16 protein-coding genes are annotated in these 18,116 nt (G+C 55.9%); 7 read left to right on the top strand and 9 right to left on the bottom strand.

The annotated features are described in order from the left end of the window. Nucleotides 1-15: 15 nt before the first annotated feature. From HY788_07050 to HY788_07025, 6 genes are all read left to right on the top strand, one after another. The gene (locus HY788_07050; GenBank protein ID MBI4773926.1) at nt 16-810 is read left to right on the top strand and encodes an enoyl-CoA hydratase; all 795 of its coding nucleotides are present in this window, start codon (nt 16-18) and stop codon (nt 808-810) included. A 71-nt stretch (nt 811-881) separates the two neighbouring features. After that, on the top strand, nt 882-1,430 hold the full coding sequence (locus HY788_07045; protein MBI4773925.1) for a 2-oxoacid:acceptor oxidoreductase family protein: 549 nt from the start codon (nt 882-884) through the stop codon (nt 1,428-1,430). Nucleotides 1,431-1,434: 4 nt separating this feature from the next. Continuing rightward, nucleotides 1,435-1,734 (top strand): 4Fe-4S binding protein, encoded by a 300-nt coding sequence (locus HY788_07040; GenBank protein ID MBI4773924.1) that lies wholly within the window; start codon nt 1,435-1,437, stop codon nt 1,732-1,734. Further along, nucleotides 1,727-2,902 (top strand): pyruvate ferredoxin oxidoreductase, encoded by a 1,176-nt coding sequence (gene porA, locus HY788_07035; GenBank protein ID MBI4773923.1) that lies wholly within the window; start codon nt 1,727-1,729, stop codon nt 2,900-2,902. Before HY788_07040 ends, porA begins: the two co-directional genes overlap by 8 nt. Further along, nucleotides 2,902-3,873, top strand: a complete 972-nt coding sequence (locus HY788_07030; protein ID MBI4773922.1) for a pyruvate synthase subunit beta — start codon at nt 2,902-2,904, stop codon at nt 3,871-3,873. Before porA ends, HY788_07030 begins: the two co-directional genes overlap by 1 nt. Nucleotides 3,874-4,425: 552 nt before the next feature. Beyond that, nucleotides 4,426-5,100 carry a hypothetical protein gene (locus HY788_07025; protein MBI4773921.1) on the top strand — a complete coding sequence of 225 codons (675 nt, stop codon included), beginning with the start codon at nt 4,426-4,428 and terminating at the stop codon, nt 5,098-5,100. Between the two features lie 87 nt (nt 5,101-5,187). Here the strand turns inward: HY788_07025 and HY788_07020 are convergent, their stop codons facing one another. The 7 genes from HY788_07020 to HY788_06990 all read right to left on the bottom strand — a co-directional run bounded on the left by HY788_07020 (nt 5,188) and on the right by HY788_06990 (nt 13,659). Further along, nucleotides 5,188-5,970, bottom strand: a complete 783-nt coding sequence (locus HY788_07020) for an enoyl-CoA hydratase/isomerase family protein (protein ID MBI4773920.1) — start codon at nt 5,968-5,970, stop codon at nt 5,188-5,190. A gap of 92 nt (nt 5,971-6,062) precedes the next feature. After that, on the bottom strand, nt 6,063-7,250 hold the full coding sequence (locus tag HY788_07015) for a thiolase family protein (GenBank protein ID MBI4773919.1): 1,188 nt from the start codon (nt 7,248-7,250) through the stop codon (nt 6,063-6,065). Nucleotides 7,251-7,698: 448 nt separating this feature from the next. Continuing rightward, nucleotides 7,699-8,460, bottom strand: a complete 762-nt coding sequence (locus HY788_07010) for a glucose 1-dehydrogenase (protein ID MBI4773918.1) — start codon at nt 8,458-8,460, stop codon at nt 7,699-7,701. A gap of 152 nt (nt 8,461-8,612) precedes the next feature. Continuing rightward, the gene (locus HY788_07005; protein ID MBI4773917.1) at nt 8,613-10,559 is read right to left on the bottom strand and encodes a thiamine pyrophosphate-binding protein; all 1,947 of its coding nucleotides are present in this window, start codon (nt 10,557-10,559) and stop codon (nt 8,613-8,615) included. 76 nt (nt 10,560-10,635) lie between these two features. Continuing rightward, nucleotides 10,636-11,967 (bottom strand): 2-hydroxyacyl-CoA dehydratase, encoded by a 1,332-nt coding sequence (locus HY788_07000; protein ID MBI4773916.1) that lies wholly within the window; start codon nt 11,965-11,967, stop codon nt 10,636-10,638. Nucleotides 11,968-12,140: 173 nt separating this feature from the next. Further along, nucleotides 12,141-12,758 carry a TetR/AcrR family transcriptional regulator gene (locus HY788_06995; protein MBI4773915.1) on the bottom strand — a complete coding sequence of 206 codons (618 nt, stop codon included), beginning with the start codon at nt 12,756-12,758 and terminating at the stop codon, nt 12,141-12,143. A gap of 307 nt (nt 12,759-13,065) precedes the next feature. After that, nucleotides 13,066-13,659 carry a YceI family protein gene (locus HY788_06990; GenBank protein ID MBI4773914.1) on the bottom strand — a complete coding sequence of 198 codons (594 nt, stop codon included), beginning with the start codon at nt 13,657-13,659 and terminating at the stop codon, nt 13,066-13,068. Between the two features lie 243 nt (nt 13,660-13,902). On the opposite strand from HY788_06990, the gene HY788_06985 reads away from it, so the two are divergent. Continuing rightward, nucleotides 13,903-15,003, top strand: a complete 1,101-nt coding sequence (locus tag HY788_06985; protein ID MBI4773913.1) for an SPASM domain-containing protein — start codon at nt 13,903-13,905, stop codon at nt 15,001-15,003. Between the two features lie 754 nt (nt 15,004-15,757). Here HY788_06985 and HY788_06980 read toward each other — a convergent pair. Continuing rightward, the gene (locus HY788_06980; protein MBI4773912.1) at nt 15,758-16,498 is read right to left on the bottom strand and encodes an FAD-dependent oxidoreductase; all 741 of its coding nucleotides are present in this window, start codon (nt 16,496-16,498) and stop codon (nt 15,758-15,760) included. Beyond that, complete coding sequence (locus tag HY788_06975; GenBank protein MBI4773911.1) at nt 16,420-17,664, bottom strand: NADH:flavin oxidoreductase; 1,245 nt, start codon at nt 17,662-17,664, stop codon at nt 16,420-16,422. The genes HY788_06980 and HY788_06975 overlap by 79 nt, the downstream gene beginning before the upstream one ends. Nucleotides 17,665-18,116: the final 452 nt, after the last annotated feature.

Genomic DNA, 18,116 nt, shown 5'->3' with positions numbered 1-18,116 from the left:
AAAAGGGAGAAGACCATGTCATATACGAATGTTCGATTTGGAACGATCGGGCAGGTAGCAACGATCACGTTGAACCGTCCCGATGCATTTAACGCTTTCAACATCCCTATGTTGAAAGAGCTGCTCGAGATCTCCGAGAATGTGGCTTTGGACGAAAACGTTCGCGCCGTCATTTTCACCGGAGAAGGTCGAGCGTTCTGCGCGGGCGCGGATGTGAAAGGCATTGATGATTTACTAGGTCTGACAAAAGAAAAACCAGAAGGTGAGGACATCCTAAAGTCGCTGACCCGGCTGATCCTGTCGATTCGGAAGATGCCCAAACCCGTTGTGGCGGCATTGAATGGGGTGGCCGCCGGTTCCGGGGCGAATCTGGCCCTCGCCTGTGACATTATCATAGCGTCCGAAAAAGCTCGGTTCGCCCAAAATTTTGTCAACATCGGCCTGATACCGGACGCCGGAGGAACCTTCTTCCTTCCTCAGAGAATAGGGTATCACAGGGCTGCCGAGCACTTCTTTACGGGAGAGATTCTGAGCGCTGAACAGGCGCTGGAACTGGGCCTGTACAATCGGGTAGTGCCCCATGATGAGATTATGAAAGCGGCCCAGGAACTAGCCGCGGACTTGGCGCAGAGACCTACTCGGGCCATAGCCGCGTGCAAAGCCATCTTGAACAGAGAAGTCTTGGCCAGGCTTCCGCTGTATCTCGAGGAAGAGAACCGTTGCCAGCGGTTAATGGTCACGACGGAGGATGCCAGAGAGGGGATTACTGCATTCGGTGAAAAGCGCAAACCAACATTTGCCGGTAAATAAACCATCGTGCGCATCGTATTGTGCATTTTTATGGTTTTCTACCAAAGTCAGTATAATGGAGGCCGAAAGGAATGATAGAGATCAGGTATCACGGACGAGGCGGGCAAGGAGCGGTGACTTCCGCGGAATTGGTGGCAATCGCGGCCATCAATGAAGGGAAGTACGCCCAGGCGTTTCCCAGCTTTGGTCCCGAGCGGCGCGGTGCGCCTGTAATGGCGTTCACGCGGGTGAGTCAGAAGCCCATTCGGACGAGAGAGAAGGTGTACAATCCGAACGTGGTGGTCGTGCTGGACCCGACCCTGTTGTCCATTGTAGATGTACAGGCGGGTCTTCAAGAGGACGGAGTCACGGTGATCAATACGAATGAGGACGCGAAGGAGCTTCGTAAGAAGTATGGGTTGAAAGGAAGGCTTGCCTTAGTGGATGCGTCCAAGATCGCCATCGAGGACATGAAGGTCCCGATCACGAACACGACCATGCTGGGCGCCCTGGTGAAGGCTACGGGAGTAGTGGAAGTGGCCGATCTGGAGGGACCGCTGGAGAAACGGTTTGGAGGGCTGGCGTCCAAAAACATTGCGTCCTGCGGGCGCGCGTTTGAAGAAACCAAAATCGAGGAGTGAACCCGTGGCGAAAGAAACCGGCGCAATCAGTTGGAAAGAGTTATCATTAGGAACGGCCATCCTGGAGCCAGGTAGTTCCTCTAAGTTAAAGACGGGGGATTGGCGGAGCATGAAGCCGGTGACGGACAGGGAGTGCTGCATCAAATGCGGCATGTGTTATATCTTCTGTCCGGACATGGTGTACTCTCGGGATGACGAGGGTTATTACGTTCAGAACTACTACTATTGTAAGGGATGTGGGATTTGCGCCCATGAATGCCCCAAGGATTGCATAAGTATGGTGGAGGAGGGCAGCAATGGCTAAACGACTAGGAGTGGAAGTTTCGATCGCGGTGGCCGAGGCTGCGAAACAGTGCAACGTGGATGTGATCTCAGCGTATCCGATCACGCCACAGACGCATATTGTGGAGCATCTGTCCGAATTGGTGGCGGACGGAGAGCTGGATGCCGAGTTCATTCCAGTGGAGTCCGAACATACGGCCATGAGCACCTGCGTCGGCGCGTCGGCTGCGGGAGCACGCACCTTTACGGCCACCAGCTCGCAGGGTCTGGCTTTGATGGTGGAGATTCTGTATATCGCGTCCGCCCTGAGACTTCCGGTGGTGATGTCCATGGTGAACCGGGCATTGAGCGGTCCCATCAGCATCTGGAACGATCATTGCGATCTCATGCTATCCCGGGACACGGGTTGGATTCAGACGGTGGCGGAGAACGGCCAAGAGGCCTACGACCTGATATTTCACGCTTATCGGGTGGCGGAAGACCATCGGGTGCTGTTGCCCGTGATTGTTAATCTGGATGGTTTCACATTGAGCCACGTGATCGAGCCCATCGAGTATTTTGACCAGGCGGAGGTGGATAGCTATTTGAAACCGTACGTGCCTGCCATGCGTCTCGATCCCAAGCATCCGATCACCATGGGACCGGTGGGCATGCCGGAGGTCTATACGGAAGCACGTAAGGCGCAGGAAGAAGCCATTAAAGCAGCCAGACCGGTGATTGCCGAAGCCTGGCAAGCCTTTGGCGATCAGTTTGGAAGATACTATCGAGCGGTGGAGAGCTATCAGATGGACGGCGCCGAAACGGTGCTCATTACCATGGGGAGTATCGGCGAGACGGCCATGACGGCCGTCGATGAAATGCGTTCTCGGGGAAAGAAAGTTGGTCTGCTGCGCATTCGGCTGTTTCGGCCGTTTCCCGTGGAAGAGCTGCGGAAAGCCCTGAAAGGCGTAAAGCGCGTCGGCGTTATAGATCGGGCTCTTCCCTTCGGCGCTTCCGGAGGGCCGGTGGCGGCGGAAGTTCGGTCCGCATTGTACCATCAGACGGATCGTCCGTTCGTGTACAACTACATTGCGGGTTTGGGCGGCCGGGATGTGACCGTCGAGAACTTCGAGGAAATGGCTTCCGAACTGGAAAGCTTGGAAAAATCCGAACTTACAGAGTTCTACAAGATCATAAATGTGAGGGAATAATGGGAACAGCAGCGGAAGCATTTAAAGGCTTCGAGAAGTATAGCCTAAAGAAGAACTTGCCCATGGTGGAACCGTTGGCTCCGGGACATCGAGCATGTCAGGGATGCGGTGAGGTGTTGGCTCTTCGTCAGGTGATGAAGGCCATCGGCGAAAATGTCATCGTATCCTCCGCCACGGGCTGCATGGAGATCATCACATCGCCATGGCCGCAGACGGCATGGAGGGTGCCCTGGCTCCACGTGGCGTTTGAAAATGCGGCCGCCGTGGCTTCAGGAGTGGAGGCGGCCTATAAGGCAATGACGCGTAAGGGAAAGATCGAGGACACGAACACGACATTTCTGGCCGTAGCGGGCGACGGCGGGACCGCGGACATTGGTTTGCAGGCGCTGAGCGGCGCGCTCGAGCGGGGCCACAACTTCGTGTATCTCTGCCTGGACAACGAAGCGTACATGAATACAGGGGTTCAGCGCTCGAGTTCGACGCCTTACGGCGCCATGACGACCACCTCACCTCCGGGCAAGTTGAGTAGGGGACAGGAAACCTGGAAGAAGGATCTGCCGGCCATTGCCGCGGCTCACCGGATTCCGTACGTGGCCACCGGATCTCCTGCGTTCCCTGTGGACCTGATGAACAAAGCCAAGAAAGCGTCTCTGGTGAAGGGGCCCGCGTATCTTCATGTCTATTCACCGTGCTGCACGGGTTGGCGAATGGCCCCGCATTTGTCGGTCGAGTCGGCTCGCTTGGTGGTGGAGACCCGGGTTTTTCCGCTATACGAAGTCATAGACGGCCAGTGGATTCTCAGCAGGGACATCAAGAAACCGAAACCGGTGGAAGAGTATCTGAAACCCCAGCGGAGATTCAGCCATCTGACGGCGGAAGACGTAAAGACCATACAGGAAAGAGTCGACGCCAACTGGGAGAGACTGATGAAACTCATTGCCGCCACAACTCCGGAGGATAAAACCGAGTAGATCAAGCCGGGATTTATCTTTCGTATGGAAAACGAAGAAGGGCGGTGAGACTCTCACCGCCCTTCCTTTTGGCGAGACCTCGAGTCAATGCCAACCGTTCTATGAAAATGTCCCGAAGAAACACCTGGAGACGGCGACAATTCCGCTATCTGTTTTTGGGAAAGCAGATAGTTTCTATCTGAAATAGGACGTGTAAAAGCCCACTAAAAAACTGCGTATTTATCCTGTATTACTTTCTTGACATGAGAGCGGAATTCAGCCAGAATGCATTTCGTTCAGGATGAGCCGGTGACTTGACAAGATGAACGATAACCTTTTCCCCGGAGCGGCAAGTCAGCCCCAACCAAATACTCGGTGAACCTATACGTCGTTACGATTCCCAAAGGGTGTGCTTCGGGCGGACTCTCTATAAGTATGAGCTAGACGAAATGATTCTTCATCGCGCTACAGAACGATCGTGCAATGTCGCGCTCCACATGTGAAAGCCGATTCATTCGTAGAGGTCATAGGTTTTTAGAGCAATAGAACCTTTAAAGAAGAAGGGAGAGTCAGATGGTTTACGTTGTTTTGTACCTGGTCACGGCTGTTCTGTTCACCAACGGATTAATCATGGCGGGGGTTATCACCGCCTTCAACCCAGTCGCGGGCCAGGCGGGCATTGGCATCTTGAATGTGGCCTTCTCCGCGGCGGGCGTCGCCAATTTGAATTACATCATCGGCGGCATCATGGTGATTATGGCTCTGGTTATCCTTGTAATGGATACTTACAAGGGCTTTGGCGAGACCGTTTCACTGGTTGTGGGGTCCGCTGTCCTGACCTTTGCGGTCGCCTATCTGCTGCTCGGCGGAGCCCTCTTCAACATGTACAATCCGGACTACATTGCAATGGCGAAGGCGGCCGTGCCGGAAGGGGGCCAAGCTAATCCATTCGTTGGTTTTGCGGCCTTCCAGCCACTTGGATGGTACTCCCTCCCCATGTCCGTCTTGATCTTTATCGAGGGACTCGGGTACTTCCACATCCTAGGCAAGAAGCTTCCCAAGGTTCCCCAATTCGGCATTCTTTGGGTCTCCTATGCCATCGCGTTTTTCCTGTTCTTCTATGTGTTCGGATTGGGCAACTTTGGAGCCCTCCAGTTCACAGGATGGTACTGCTGCTTTATCTCGATCGTCACGATCGCATATCCGGCTTTGGCCAACCTCAATGCAGGCAAAGTAGGCGCCTGGTAAGCAGAGGTTTGAATCGTTTTTGAAAGCGAAAGGGCCGTGATCGAATCACGGCCCTTTCGCTTAGTATCCGCTTTCGTCCTACCTGAATTATTGGCCCGTGTACTTCGGAGGACGCTTTTCGTTGAATGCCCGGATCCCTTCCTTGGTGTCATGAGTTCGATTGAACAGATATAGGATTCCTTCCACCTCCTGGACGAAGCCTCTGGAAGACATGTCTTCGAACGGAACCCTCAGACACTTCTTGATCTCTCCAATGGCTTTGGTGGCGCCTTGAGCGAGTTCCTCCGCCAGTTTAACGCTTTCCTCGAGCAGCGTTTCCGCAGGGAAAACCGCGTCCACCAGCCCGATGGAAAGGGCTTCCGGACCCGTCAGCGTCCTGCCTCGGAACAGAAGGTCAACGGCTTTGCGTCTGCCGATCAGGCGCGGCAGACGCTGTGTCCCACCCGCTCCCGGAAGGAGGCCCAGGGTTACTTCGGGCAGACCGATCCTCGCTTTGGTATCGACCATATAGCGAAAGTCACAGCAAAGCGCCAATTCGCATCCGCCACCCATGGTGTGTCCGTTCAGAACGGCGATGGTGGGTTTTGACAGCTCTTCCACTCGACTGACGTACTTCTGTCCCTGTCCGAAGTAGGCTTTCGACTCCTCTTCGCTGATACTCAGCAGTTCTTTCAGGTCCGCACCGGCCATGAATATCTTCTTCACGTCGCTGCGAAAAATAACGGCTCTGCAGCTTTCGTCCGATTCGACCTCCACAAGGGCCGTTTCCAAATCGAGCATGAATTCCGAACTCATGGCATTGGCGGGGGGGGAGTTCAAAACAATGTGAGTCACGCCGCCATGCTTTTCACAGAATACCAAACCGGACATCTGCATTCCTCCTTTGAATGGTCATCAGGGCAAGCGATGCCCGCCCTGGTCGTTTGTGCGGAACTCAAGTTCGCCCCGCCTCACATGAAGCGCTAACCTACCTTTACCGTGACGCTCGCCGCGGTGTCTCCAGCCGAACATCCGACAAAGAGCCCATAGCCGCCTCCGAGGAGGACGAGCTCTTCGATCAGTTCGATGATCAGACGCAGGCCGGTGGGCGCCTGCGGATGGCCGTATATCAACGAAGAACCGTAATTGTTCACGATTTCAGGATCCATATTCATCTCACGTATCATGTGAACGTCGTTGCCGGCGAACGGGTTATGCGTCTTTACGGCCGCAAGCTCCGACACCTTGATGCCCGCCTTTTCCAAGGCCATCCGGGCCGCCGGTGGAACGGCTTTAGCCAGATAGCCTTTGGCGGCGCGTGCGTATCCATACGAAAGCACTTGAATTTCAATGGCCGGATCCGCGCTCATGCTCTTGGCCTTGTCCCTGTGGGCAAGGATAATGGTCGCATTTCCATCCGCCGGATGCGTTTGTGCTGCAAAAGTGTGGGCGCCTCCCGGCAAAAACGGTTTCAGCCGGGCAAGCCCTTCTTCGGTCGACTCGATAATCCCTTCGTCCTGATCCACGATGACGGTTTGTTTCCCTTTCCGGATTTCCACCGGCATCATATACCGTTTCTGGAAAGCCCGATCGTCTTTGAGCGCATCCAGGTACTGAAGGTACCGTTTGAGTACCAGGACGTCGCAGTCCTCGCGGGTAATCCCCTTTTCTTTTGCCACATTCTCCGCGGTCTGGATCATGGAGTTCTTGGCCCATGGGTCGTTATTGAAATTATCCATAACCCAGTCTTCTTTTATGGGCATGCCGCCCGGTCCGTTGGGGTTCGGATATACGAGATGGGGTCCGTTGGAAGTCCGATCCGTGGCAATGCCCACGATGCTTCCATACATGTCTGCCTCGAGAGCCATGGTCGCCTGGCCGACCAACGTTGCCGACGTGGCGCAGGCCTGGCTCAGAATGGGACCGCTGATGGTTTCGGCGCCGATCATTCCCGCCATCCAGGGTCCTCCGAAGAAGCAGGATATCTGGGGTATCGTGTAGCCAAGAAACAGACCGTCGAACTGTTTCGGATCGATGCTTCGCTCGGCCAGGCCCTTCTTGGTGACCATGGCTCCCAACTCAATGGCGTTCTCTGTTTGGAAACTTCCCTGCCAGCGGCAAAAAGGAGTGCAAAAATAGCCTCTGTAAGGAACATACGTTTTAGTGAACATCCGACTCTACCTCCTAAGGTGCGATTTTTATGATGGTGGCGCGATACAGGTAAGACGCAGCCTCCTGCGCCGGGAGGCATTGTGTTCTTCCTTACCCCGGAAACTTCATGAAGTCTTGCGCCATTACAATTGGAAGGCATGTTTAAAAACGAATCGTTCAACGCTTTTCCTTCCAAGCTCTGCCCGAGATGATTTGTCGTATTCATTCACGGGGTATGTAAGGAAATCTTTTGGAAAAGGTTTCCCCGGATCCTTTCCAAAACCTCTTGAGAGGGTTGCGCGCTTCCGCGTAGAAACCGGGGTCAAGGGTTCTCTGCAAACGGGTTACTAACCGCGCGCGGAGCCGGCGCAAGGGGGGCCGGTTTTGACCCTGCGCTCGAGGCGGGGGGGATTCCGTTCGACACGAAAACCGACAAATGTCCATATATCGCGGACGTCCCCCAACACCTTATTGGGCTGTAAATCCCCCGTCAACAACGAGTTCACTTCCGGTTACAAATGAGGATTCGTCTGAAGCAAGGAACAGCGCGGCATAGGCGACTTCCTCCGGTCTGCCGAACCTTCCGAGTGGGTGGAGGGCTTCCGCGCCTGCCCGGGCGCCTGGGTCTCCAATGTCCGCAAGAATCTTGGCGACCAAGTCGGTGTCTATATAGCCGGGATGGATGGAATTCACGCGAACGCCCTGAGGAGCCAGAACAACCGCCATGGCCTTGGTGTACGTTCGTACGCCTCCTTTGGTTGCCGAGTAGGGAGTGGAAATCGGGCATCCGACGATACCGAGAATGGAGGACATATTGATGATGGATCCGCTGTTGTTCTTGACCATTTCGAGACCTGCGTATTTCGTGCACAGATGGGGACCGGTCAAGTTGATATCCAGGATCTTCTGCCAGTCGTTCTCCTCGATTTGCAGGCCATTGGCCAATCCGCCGCTGATTCCGGCATTGTTCACCAACACGTCTATCCTGCCGTAGGTTTCCACTGTTTTGTTGATTAGGTGCTTCACCTCGTCGACTTTGGACACGTCCGCCCGGACGAAGAGCGTGTTGCCTCCTCTTCCCCGAATATCTTGGGCGACCTGGTCACCCGATGCATCGATATCCGACAGGACAACACTGGAGCCTTCCCCGGCAAACAGTTCCGCGATGGCTTTGCCTATCCCTCTTGCGGCGCCCGTTACGATACTCACTTTCCCTTCCAGTCGTTTCATCGAGATCTCTCCTCCCGCTACTTCGGCTCCGTCCCCCACTGGGGGGACGGAGCCGGCACAAGGGTCCGGGGGAACATTGTTCCCCCGGCAGCCAGAGGCTGGTTTTGACCCTGTGAACAAGCACGATGTTTGCTCGGATCGGATTCCTACGCTCAGGGGATTTGTTCGTCTTCCGGAATGGGCTCCCAATAATCCGGCATCGGCATTGGGGGGACCCCTACCTGATCCCACGGGAACATGGGCATGGTGTTTCTGCGGATGGCTTTGCCTCGTTTGGGAAGCTTATCCCAGGGTATGTGAAGCCAAGCCGCCGCGTACATGCCGCTGTACACCTCACGATTGGTCACGGTGGGGTCCACGTACACATTGACTACGGCTGTTTGCCCTTTTTCCGCAGCACGGCAGGCCCGCTCCAGGGCGGGCCGGATCCCGGCCGGGTCCGTGACGCCTTCGGCGTGGCATCCGATCACCTCGAACATCTTGTCGTAGGCGATATTGGAAATATTTTCCGAGCCGTGCTCCCGGTCCTGCGGCCCCAGCGCGCCCCAATCCTTGCCGTAGGTGATGGCTTTCATGCCGGTGAGCCAGCCGTTGTTGTTGCCTACGATAAAGACGATGGGCAGTCTATATCGGATGGCCACTTCAATGTCCATGCCCCCCAGGCCCATTCCGGAATCGCCCATGAGGACGATAACGGGCCGCTTTCGGGTCTCCGGATCCGCGAAGGCGGTTCCGATCGCCATGCCGACCCCGTGACCCACGCCGGCTTGTTCGGAAGAGTCCTGATACTGGCCCGAGTACCGGGCGGTCATGTAGGGAGGAAACCATCCGGAAAAAGTATAGCCGTCCATAATGACGCGATTCATGCCGCCATACAGATCTTCGCAAACATCCCAGACGACCTTGGACAGGTAACCGAAATGGATCGGTTTGTGCTTACTGTACGTTTCAGCCCTGTCCTTGATTTTGGTCAGGGTGGACTTCTGCATCGAAACCACTTCCCGGGACCACTGCGACCGGACGGCCGGCGGTTTAAGTCCCTTCGCTTTGATGTAATCGATCATCTGCCGCATGACCACTTTGGGGCTGCCCACTACGGCCATGTCCGTCTTGAAGAACGGAACAATCTGGTCAGGGGATTCGTTGATCTGGATGGCGTTGCGCCAGGGCCGCCCATATCCGTCGAAGAAGCCGACTTTCATTCCCATCACCAGAGTCAGGTCGTTCTTCTGGAGCACTTTGCTCCCGATACGGGAACTCCAGTACAAGGGATTGGTTTCATCCAAGGCCCCTCGAGATATTCGCCGGACACTGGTGGGCACTTGAGTCAATTCGACGAATTCCCGCAGCTCGTCCTGGGCGTTCGCCCAGTGAATGCCGTCGCCGGCAAGCATGACCGGTCTTTCCGCCTTGTAAATCCGGTCGACCAGGTCTCCAATCAACTTGGGATCCGCGCCATAGGCCGGTACTACCTTCCCGTTCCGATCCTCGAGCCATTTGTCCACGAAGAGAGGATGTTCACCGAAGATACTGGCCGGTCCCATCGGCGGGATAGGGGTGTATAACACGGAATGGCTGATTTCCAGACATACCGGTCCCTGAGGATACGTCATGGCCGTCTTGTATCCTCTAGTTATGAATTGTTTGAGCTGGCAGGGGTGGGTGATCCTTTTCGTCCACTTGGTGATGTGCGTGAACAGGTTCACCGAATCGGCGGGCTGTAAGGTGAACGTATCGTCGTGCTCGAATTCATTCCCGCCGGTCAACAGAAGGACCGGTGACCGACTCAGCCAGCATTGCTGCAGGGCGCTGGTGCAATTGGCGACTCCGGGTCCCGCCGTTGCGTAGCACACGCCGATTTTTCCGGTAACCTTTGAATAGGCCTCCGCTGCATAAACGCCTGCCTGCTCATGCCTTACGGTGACCATCCGGATACCGAGATTGCTCATCTCGTCGCACATCTGCCAGATGTGTCCTCCATGCACACCGAAGGCAACCTCCACCCCCAAATCCTTGAGTGTTTGGGCGGTAAATTTGGAGGGGTTGGGTTGCATTTCTCGCATCCCCAAAGCGATTTCCCGATTCTGCTCACCCGACATGTGGAACCTCCCTTTGACGTTAGGATTCGTGTATTGAACCGGACATCCTTCTTAATATCCGGATATCCGCCAACCGCTAATCGAGACCCCCGTACTTCCGTTGTTCAATCACCTCCATGAATGCGTCGATTCTGCCGATCACCAGTGCTTCATTATATCGACGGGAATCCACTTGATCCGCGTCGAGCATCAGCGTGGGAATCCCCACGTCGTTTTCGTAGCTGGTTTGCAGTCTGGGAAGCATGGTGGACGCCATAGTCCTGCACGTCGGCAAGTTCCACAGAATGGCGCCGTCCGCGCTATAGAGATCGGCCCTTTCCATGGCTGTTTCCCTGGTGGCGGTGTATGTCGCCGTGGCGTTGGCCGCCAGCATATATTTCATTGCCAGGGACTCCAAGGGCTTGTCGGGATCCATGAGCGCGCACCACGTCCTTGGATAGAACTCGTCCACGGAGACGGCTCCAAACTTGTGAAAGTAGTTGAAAAGACCCATATTGAACCAAGGGGGGATGCCTTCGAACAGGAGTCGAAACCGCTCTTTGGGAACCACACCCTTGCCCGCGGCCGCCCTGTCCTCCACTTCGTCAACGGCCTGTTTGAAAGCATCCACCGCCTCCCGGGTCCCCGACAGGCATGCCGGGAAAAACACCAGCGAGTTTATGTCTTCTCCTCCCACAGGGCACGGAACCTTTCGTCTCAGTTCAAGGATGCGATGGAAAAGGAGGCCCAGTTCGCCGGCAAGGGCCACCGATTCTCTCAATCGATCCCAGTCCAGTTTGCTCCCGGTGTGCTCCTCCAGGAAGATGATATACTCCTCGAGCTGGGCCACGCAGAAGTCGAGTGCTTCCCGGCCGACTCCGTGCAGATAGTGAATGCCCCACAGTCGCTCGAACGCACGTTCGTTCGCGTCGTAGCGGGGCGGCATAATGGGCGAATCCAGTGAAAAGTAGGGCGCGCCGTAGTGCTCGGCTACGACTTTCATCCATAAGGGATGCAGCCGGCAGAGTTTTTTGGTGGACACGACGAGGTCCGGGTCGGGTAAGCGGATGCGGGAGAGCGCATTTTCCACGGCTTCGGGGAAATGGCCCTTCATAAAGCCATAATGGGTTTTGAAATAGGAACAGAGATCCTGAGGGGCGCCGAGGCTTTCGGACACTTCGATGAGAACGGGAGCGAGCTGAGTGCTCCCGCACGCCGCGGAGAAGTTTTCCGGAAACATGGGGATGAGCCCCATGGCGTAATCGATTTCGGTGGGATCGACACCGGTGTGATACACGATTTTGGCGGATCCCGAAGACTTGGCCTCGTAGGCTCGTTTGTAATAGTCCATCACTCTAGGGAACACCATTTTCGTGGTATTCAAGGTTTTTAAGGATTTGGATGTTTTGGAGCTAGCTTTTTCACCCATGTGAGGGTCCTCCTGCGCGACCGAAAGCTCTGACGAGCGGGCGAAACCGGGGCAATTTAAACCGGCCGGCTGGTATGTTTTGTCGGGCGGCCTGAGCCCCCCTGTGGTGTACGGGTTATGCAAGCACGGGCAACGCTTTTGGAGGCGTGATCCTTCGCGCGCCTGAAACAGTGTCAGATCGGCAGATCGCCGATAAAGACCTTATATATTTCCTCAGCCAGCTCTTCCGGCGGAACGGACCCTTTGGGGTTGAACCATATATACGGCCAGTTGCACATGCCGATCAGGGAAAAGGTTACAAGCTTTATTTTCAGCGGTTTATCCTTATATCCCGTGACCAAACCGCGGATATTCTCCGCCAATAGATTTACGTATTCTCTCTCTTTTTGTTTCACCTGGTTGTAGTACTCGTCAGGAAGATGGTGCGCTTCGTGAAGGATGAGGCGAGATTGGTGGAAGTTGTCACGATAGTGGGCGATATGATGGTGGATGAACAGGCGTATTCTATTCCTGTGGTCATCCATTGATTTTAGTTTTTCTTTCAATTCTTGCAGCGTCTGATCCATATAGCGTAACAGAATCAAAAAAAGAAGTTCTTCCTTGGTTGAGAAGTAGTGGTAAATGCCTCCTTTACTAATACCCACGGCATTGGCGACATCGGCGAGAGTGGCTGTCAGGTATCCTTTGTTGCTGAACACCTCCGCGGCTCTCGTGCAGATTTCATCGATTTTCAGCTTGCCTTTGTGGCTGAATCGATCGAACTTTTCAACTTCGGTTGCCGGTTTGAACACGAGTCGCCCCCGCCGGGAAAAAGACTGACCAGGAAACAGGATGTGGAAGAACTACGGAACAAAAAAACCGGCCAGCTGGTCAATATCTAATTCAGGGCGACCTGTTTTGTCAAGATAAAAATGTGTTCAGCCGTCCGGATTGAAAAGTCACGGACGGTCTCGTTGAATGCTCACCGGAGAAAGCCATATCCTCCTCCCGACCGGATCGAACCTGTCCGCGAGACCTTCGGAACGGACCTTCGCGGTTCTATATCGTTCGATCCGGTCGGACGCCGGAGCCGTCGCATTCCCCTATTCACGGCAACGTCTATCGGGCTCGGAGGAGCTCAACGTGGATGGAAATGGTCACGTCTTTGCCGATTACTCCCTGCTCGTAGTATTTGCCGCTACCCACATGGTAGATCAGACGGTCCAGCTCGTATTCAGCGTCGAAACCCGCTACCTCCTGCTTGTCGTTGAAAGGGTCGGTCCTGCTGCCGAGGTAGGTAAAAGGGAGTTCGATCTGCAGAATCACGTCTTTGATCTTCAGTTTCCCTCGGGCGATATAGTCGTTGTCTTTCTTGTGCACAATCTCGGAGCTGGTGAATGTCATATACGGAAATTTCTGCGCGTCGAGGAACTCCTCCGAACGCAAATGCTCGTCCCGCTTTTCGATCCTGGTATCGATGCTGTTTACTTCTATCCGGACGTGGATGAAGCTTCCCTCGAGATCGTTGGGATCAAAAAGGACTTTCCCGTCGAATTTTTCAAAAACTCCGGATACATAGGCGAAGATGTGCCTGATTTTGAACACAATCTCGCAATGGTTGGGGTCAAAGGTCCACTCGGGGGCGGCCCCCGACGATCCGGAGGTGAGTAGTAACGTGGATAAAATCAATAGAACACCCGCCGGCCTCCTCATACCCGTACTCCTTTTGAAAGTGAAAATGGAAACCCTCGCCATGACGCAATGCATACAGTGTAGTCCGGACGACCGGTCGTTCTCAAACTCTTTCGTGCATATTCCGCGATGCCTATCCCGCTCCCGGACACGAATTTCAGGGCAGGTCGGCTTTGCCGCTCCCATTAAACTTGCACAGGGCGTAAAAGATGGGATAATACGATCGACGGTTCTAACCGATCCACCACTTCTCGAGTTGAACAGATGAATCCTGTCGTGGACAAAGTGCTCAAACGGTTCAAGAGAGCGATGCGGGCTTCCGGCATCCCAATAGGAAAGATGGGCGAACGCTTTCTGTCTCCCGTGGTGGGGGATCTGATGCGCTCCGACTACACGAACCACGCGTTTGTCGAATTCACCACGGGTTGTAATCTGAAATGTGTCTATTGCGCTTCACGACAGGCCGGCTACAAAGCCATGGACCTGGATCTGAGCCGGTTTGAGGATATCCTTCGAGATCTGAAAGCAAGGGAGGTCTCACTGGTTTCGGTGCACGGGCATGGGGAAACCACCACGGTGAACCGGTGGCGCGACTACTGCGAAAGGCTGCTCGATGAGGGCATGCGCGGCGCCGATCTTCGGACCATCGTCCGTAACATGACAATGATCCGCGACGAAGCCTTTGCTCAGGGACGCAAGCCGCCTCGTTTCGGCTGGTCCATCGTGGTTTCGGACAAGACCGTCTTCGGCCTGTCGGACCTGGCGGCCTTCGGGCTGGCCCAAAATGTGCGCCGGTTCACCTTCTGCAACCTGGTGGAATACCCTTCGGAACACGACGGTTTTTTCGTGCGGCCCATCGCCCGGTTGTCCGAGAGGGAAACAGGGCGTCTGCCCGGTCTGATGCGGCGCGTCTCCGAAACCATCCGTCGCCGCGGCGCCGAATGCGAGATTCAAGAACCGCTGCTGGACAGCCTGAAAGCGCATTTCGATGAAGGCCGGATCGCCGACGGCTACGCACATCCTACACATGGTTTGAACGGAATTGAGCCCGGACCGTCCTATCCCCGTGGTGAAACCCGGACCCGGGACTGTCTGGATCCGTGGGACGTGGTGTTTATCGGAGCCGACGGCTCGGTGCGGCCGTGCTGCGTCACACAGGAAAGGGTAGGCGACCTGTATGAAGGACCAGGCCTGGGCGCCATGCTCAACAATTCCGCCATCAAAGCCTACAGGCAGGGACTGGTCACGGGCCGTCTGAAGAAACCCTGCCTGAACTGCCATATGCGGGGGTGGACCGACGTCGAGACCCTGCGGTTCAAGGTGCGGAAGCTGAAGCTGATACGGCGGTTACGGAGGCTCATGTGAACGGCCGAATCTACAGGTTGTGTCGAGGGGTGAAATCAAGGTAATTCAAGGCGTTAGGTTACGCTCGCTATCCCAACCTTCTATCCTGAATACCGGTTTTACGGCGGCTTCGATTTCCCGACCTTCTCCGGATTTATCTTGCAAAGCCGTAGGGGCTGGTTTCAAACCCGCCCGGACAACGTCTGCTCCAACAATGCCCTCCGTATTATCGAGTCTGTCCGGGCCGTCCATCCGACAACACACCCTCATCCCGACCTTCTCCCAGAGGGAGAAGGAGTTTGAGTCCGGACATCCGGTCCCAAAGTCGCAGGGGGCTGGTTTTCCATCGACCGGCTCAGGACCTGCGGCAAACCCGCCCGGACATCCGGGCAAACAGATGAGGTTGTTTCGACCTGATCGGAGGATACCCACGGTAGGGTGCGCGTTGCGCAGCATTTGGCGAAACCGTTCGAATGTATCGAATCCTACCTCACACCGGCCGGCGCGGCCAACTCGTTGTCCGCATTGCGAAGTAACAAGAGGCCGCGCCCCGGGTGCGACTTCACGCACGTTGATGATGCGCAGGGTACAGCCGCCTCTCGTCCTTTCACAATCCATCCGCTAGGAATTGAAATCAGGGATGAGAGGCCGCACAAACTCCAAAAGATTGCCGCCGCGGAAAGGACGGCATGGCATATTGAAGCCTTTTCAGAGGTCTTCCCCCCGTGAATGACCACAAACCGGTTAAGGTTTCCCTCGCAGTGATAAACTGCAGTTAGAGTTCCATGGCCGCCCGGAATCCGGCTTCCACTGCCCCGGCCGCGTTGGAAGCGCTCTCCGCGTCGCCGATGACACGGACCCGGCCGGGCAGCATCGCCTCGATCTCCCGGTACAACCGGTTTGCGGGGCGGGCGCCCACGGCCATGACCACCGTGTCCGCGGGTATTTCCACGATTTCGTCCGCCTTGTCCCGGACCACCACGCGATCGGGACGCACTTCCAACAGCTTCGTGTTGTTCAATAGGGTAACGCCGTACAGTTTCGTCTTTTTCAGCACGGTCCAGCGTGTCGAGCGGCCGATGTCTCTGCCCAGTTCGGGGGTCATTTCAATGACGGTGACCTTCTTTGCGCCTCTGCCCATGAGTTCCTTGAGGGTTTCAGGCGATTCGGCGTCGTGGAGCATGAGGAAGTAGAGCTGTTGGGGTGTGAGGGCGCCCTTTTTGGCCAGATAAATGCCGGTTTCGAGACCCACGGCGCCCCCGCCCACGACCACCACATTCCGGCCGGTCCGAGCGGTCCCTTTAAGCACGTCCCAGGCCTGCACCACGTGAGGAGCGTCCATGCCCGGAATATCCGGCACGAGGGACTCCGCCCCTGTGGCCAAGAAGACGGCGTCGTATCCGCCCTTGCGGGCATGGTCCGCGGTGAATCCCTTGCCTAGCCGCACGTCGACGCCCGCTTTGGCCATAGCGGCGGCGTAGTAGCGAAACAGTTCCAGAAACTCGGTCCTTCGCACCCTGCGGCGCCGCCGCCCGCGACCGCCAATTTTCCGGGCGTTTCCGTCTTGGTGATGTTCGTCCGACATTCTTCGCCGGCTTCCGCATTGACCAGACAACCGACCGGTTTGACGGCAAATACATGATCGAAACATTTCTGGTTGCAGGCGATACAGGGGCGAATTTCGTCATTCCGGCCCTCGATGGCTTTCTTCGGAAGTTCGGGATCGGCGATGAGCGAGCGTCCAAAACAGATGAGATCGCCGAAGCCCTCGCGCAACAGCTCTTCGGCCAGGTCCGGCCGACCGATGCGATTGCTCGCGGCTACGGGAACGCTCACGGCCTCGCGTATGCCCCGGGCCAGATACGCGAAACCGGCGCGTGGAAGATCTCCCGTGATCTGCGGCACGCGCGTTTCATGCCATCCCCCGGTTACGTTGATCAGGTCGGCGCCCGCTCCCTGACAGGCCCTGGCGAAAAGCTGAGCTTCCTTGTTGGTGTGACTCCCCGGCACGAAGTCGTTTCCCGCGATACGGACGCCCACGCAGAAATCGTCACCCACGGCTTTCCGAACGGCCCGTATCACATCGATGCCGAAACGCATCCGGTTCTCGAGGGGACCTCCGTATTCATCCTCGCGTTTGTTGATCACCGGCGACAGGAACTGCGAAATGAGGTATCCCGCCGCGGCCAGAACCTCGACCATGTCAAATCCGGCTTCCTTGGCTCGAACGGCCGCCGAAACGAAATCTCCGGTGACCATCCGGATGTCTTCCAAGGTCATTCCCTGGGCGTTTTCGTTCGTGAATTTCGACCGGTGACTGGACGAGCTTAACGCGTCGCGCCGTATCAACGCCTGATGCGCATACGCGCCCGCCATGTAGAGCTGGGCCGCGACCTTGGCGCCGTGGGCTTTGCAGGCCGCCGTAAGTGCCTTGAGGCCGGGAATGTATTCGTCTTTGTCAAGGCCGACCATGGTCTGCCCGCCGGACCATTCGTCTACAAGGCAACCACCCACGATGATGAGGCCCACGCCGCCTTTGGCTCGCTCTTCGTAAAACCGCACCAACCGGTCCGTTACCGTGCCGTCGGTGCAATAATTCAGATGCATGGCAGGCATCACCATGCGGTTGCGCAGGTCCATGTGATTGATGGATATAGGCTGAAACAGGATGGGGGAAGTCATGTGCAGGCTCCTTGTGTTGGATTGATCGGATTCATTCCGTGCATGGTGCCCGAAAACACGGGCTTCGGCAAGGCTTAATATGGCCGGCGTACTATAGGCGAGGGAAACCCCTCAAAAAATCCCACAGGAGGCGGGAAGCCCCTATCATTTCGGCGCGAACCAAAACGCGAAACATGCCACCGCCATCACGATCCCAAGAACAATCGATGCGCCGATAACTGCCGCCGTGCCTATTTTCCCATCCCTTTCGGCGGTTCGTTCCGTAGGGGCGGTTCGCGAACCGCCCCTACTAAGAATGCCGCCCCGATCAAATCCCCCTCGCCATCGGTACGGGGGAGAGGCAGGGTGAGGGGGCATATGTGAACACAGGCCGCCGGATCGTTGCTTGAACAACAAGAACTTCAAGCCCGGAATCCGCGTCGCCACATGGAACCGTAGGGGCGAATAAACAT

Source organism: Deltaproteobacteria bacterium (assembly GCA_016208165.1).
Taxonomy (GTDB): Bacteria; Desulfobacterota; Desulfarculia; order JACQYL01; family JACQYL01; genus JACQYL01.
This window is presented reverse-complemented; position numbering and strand designations above follow the sequence as displayed.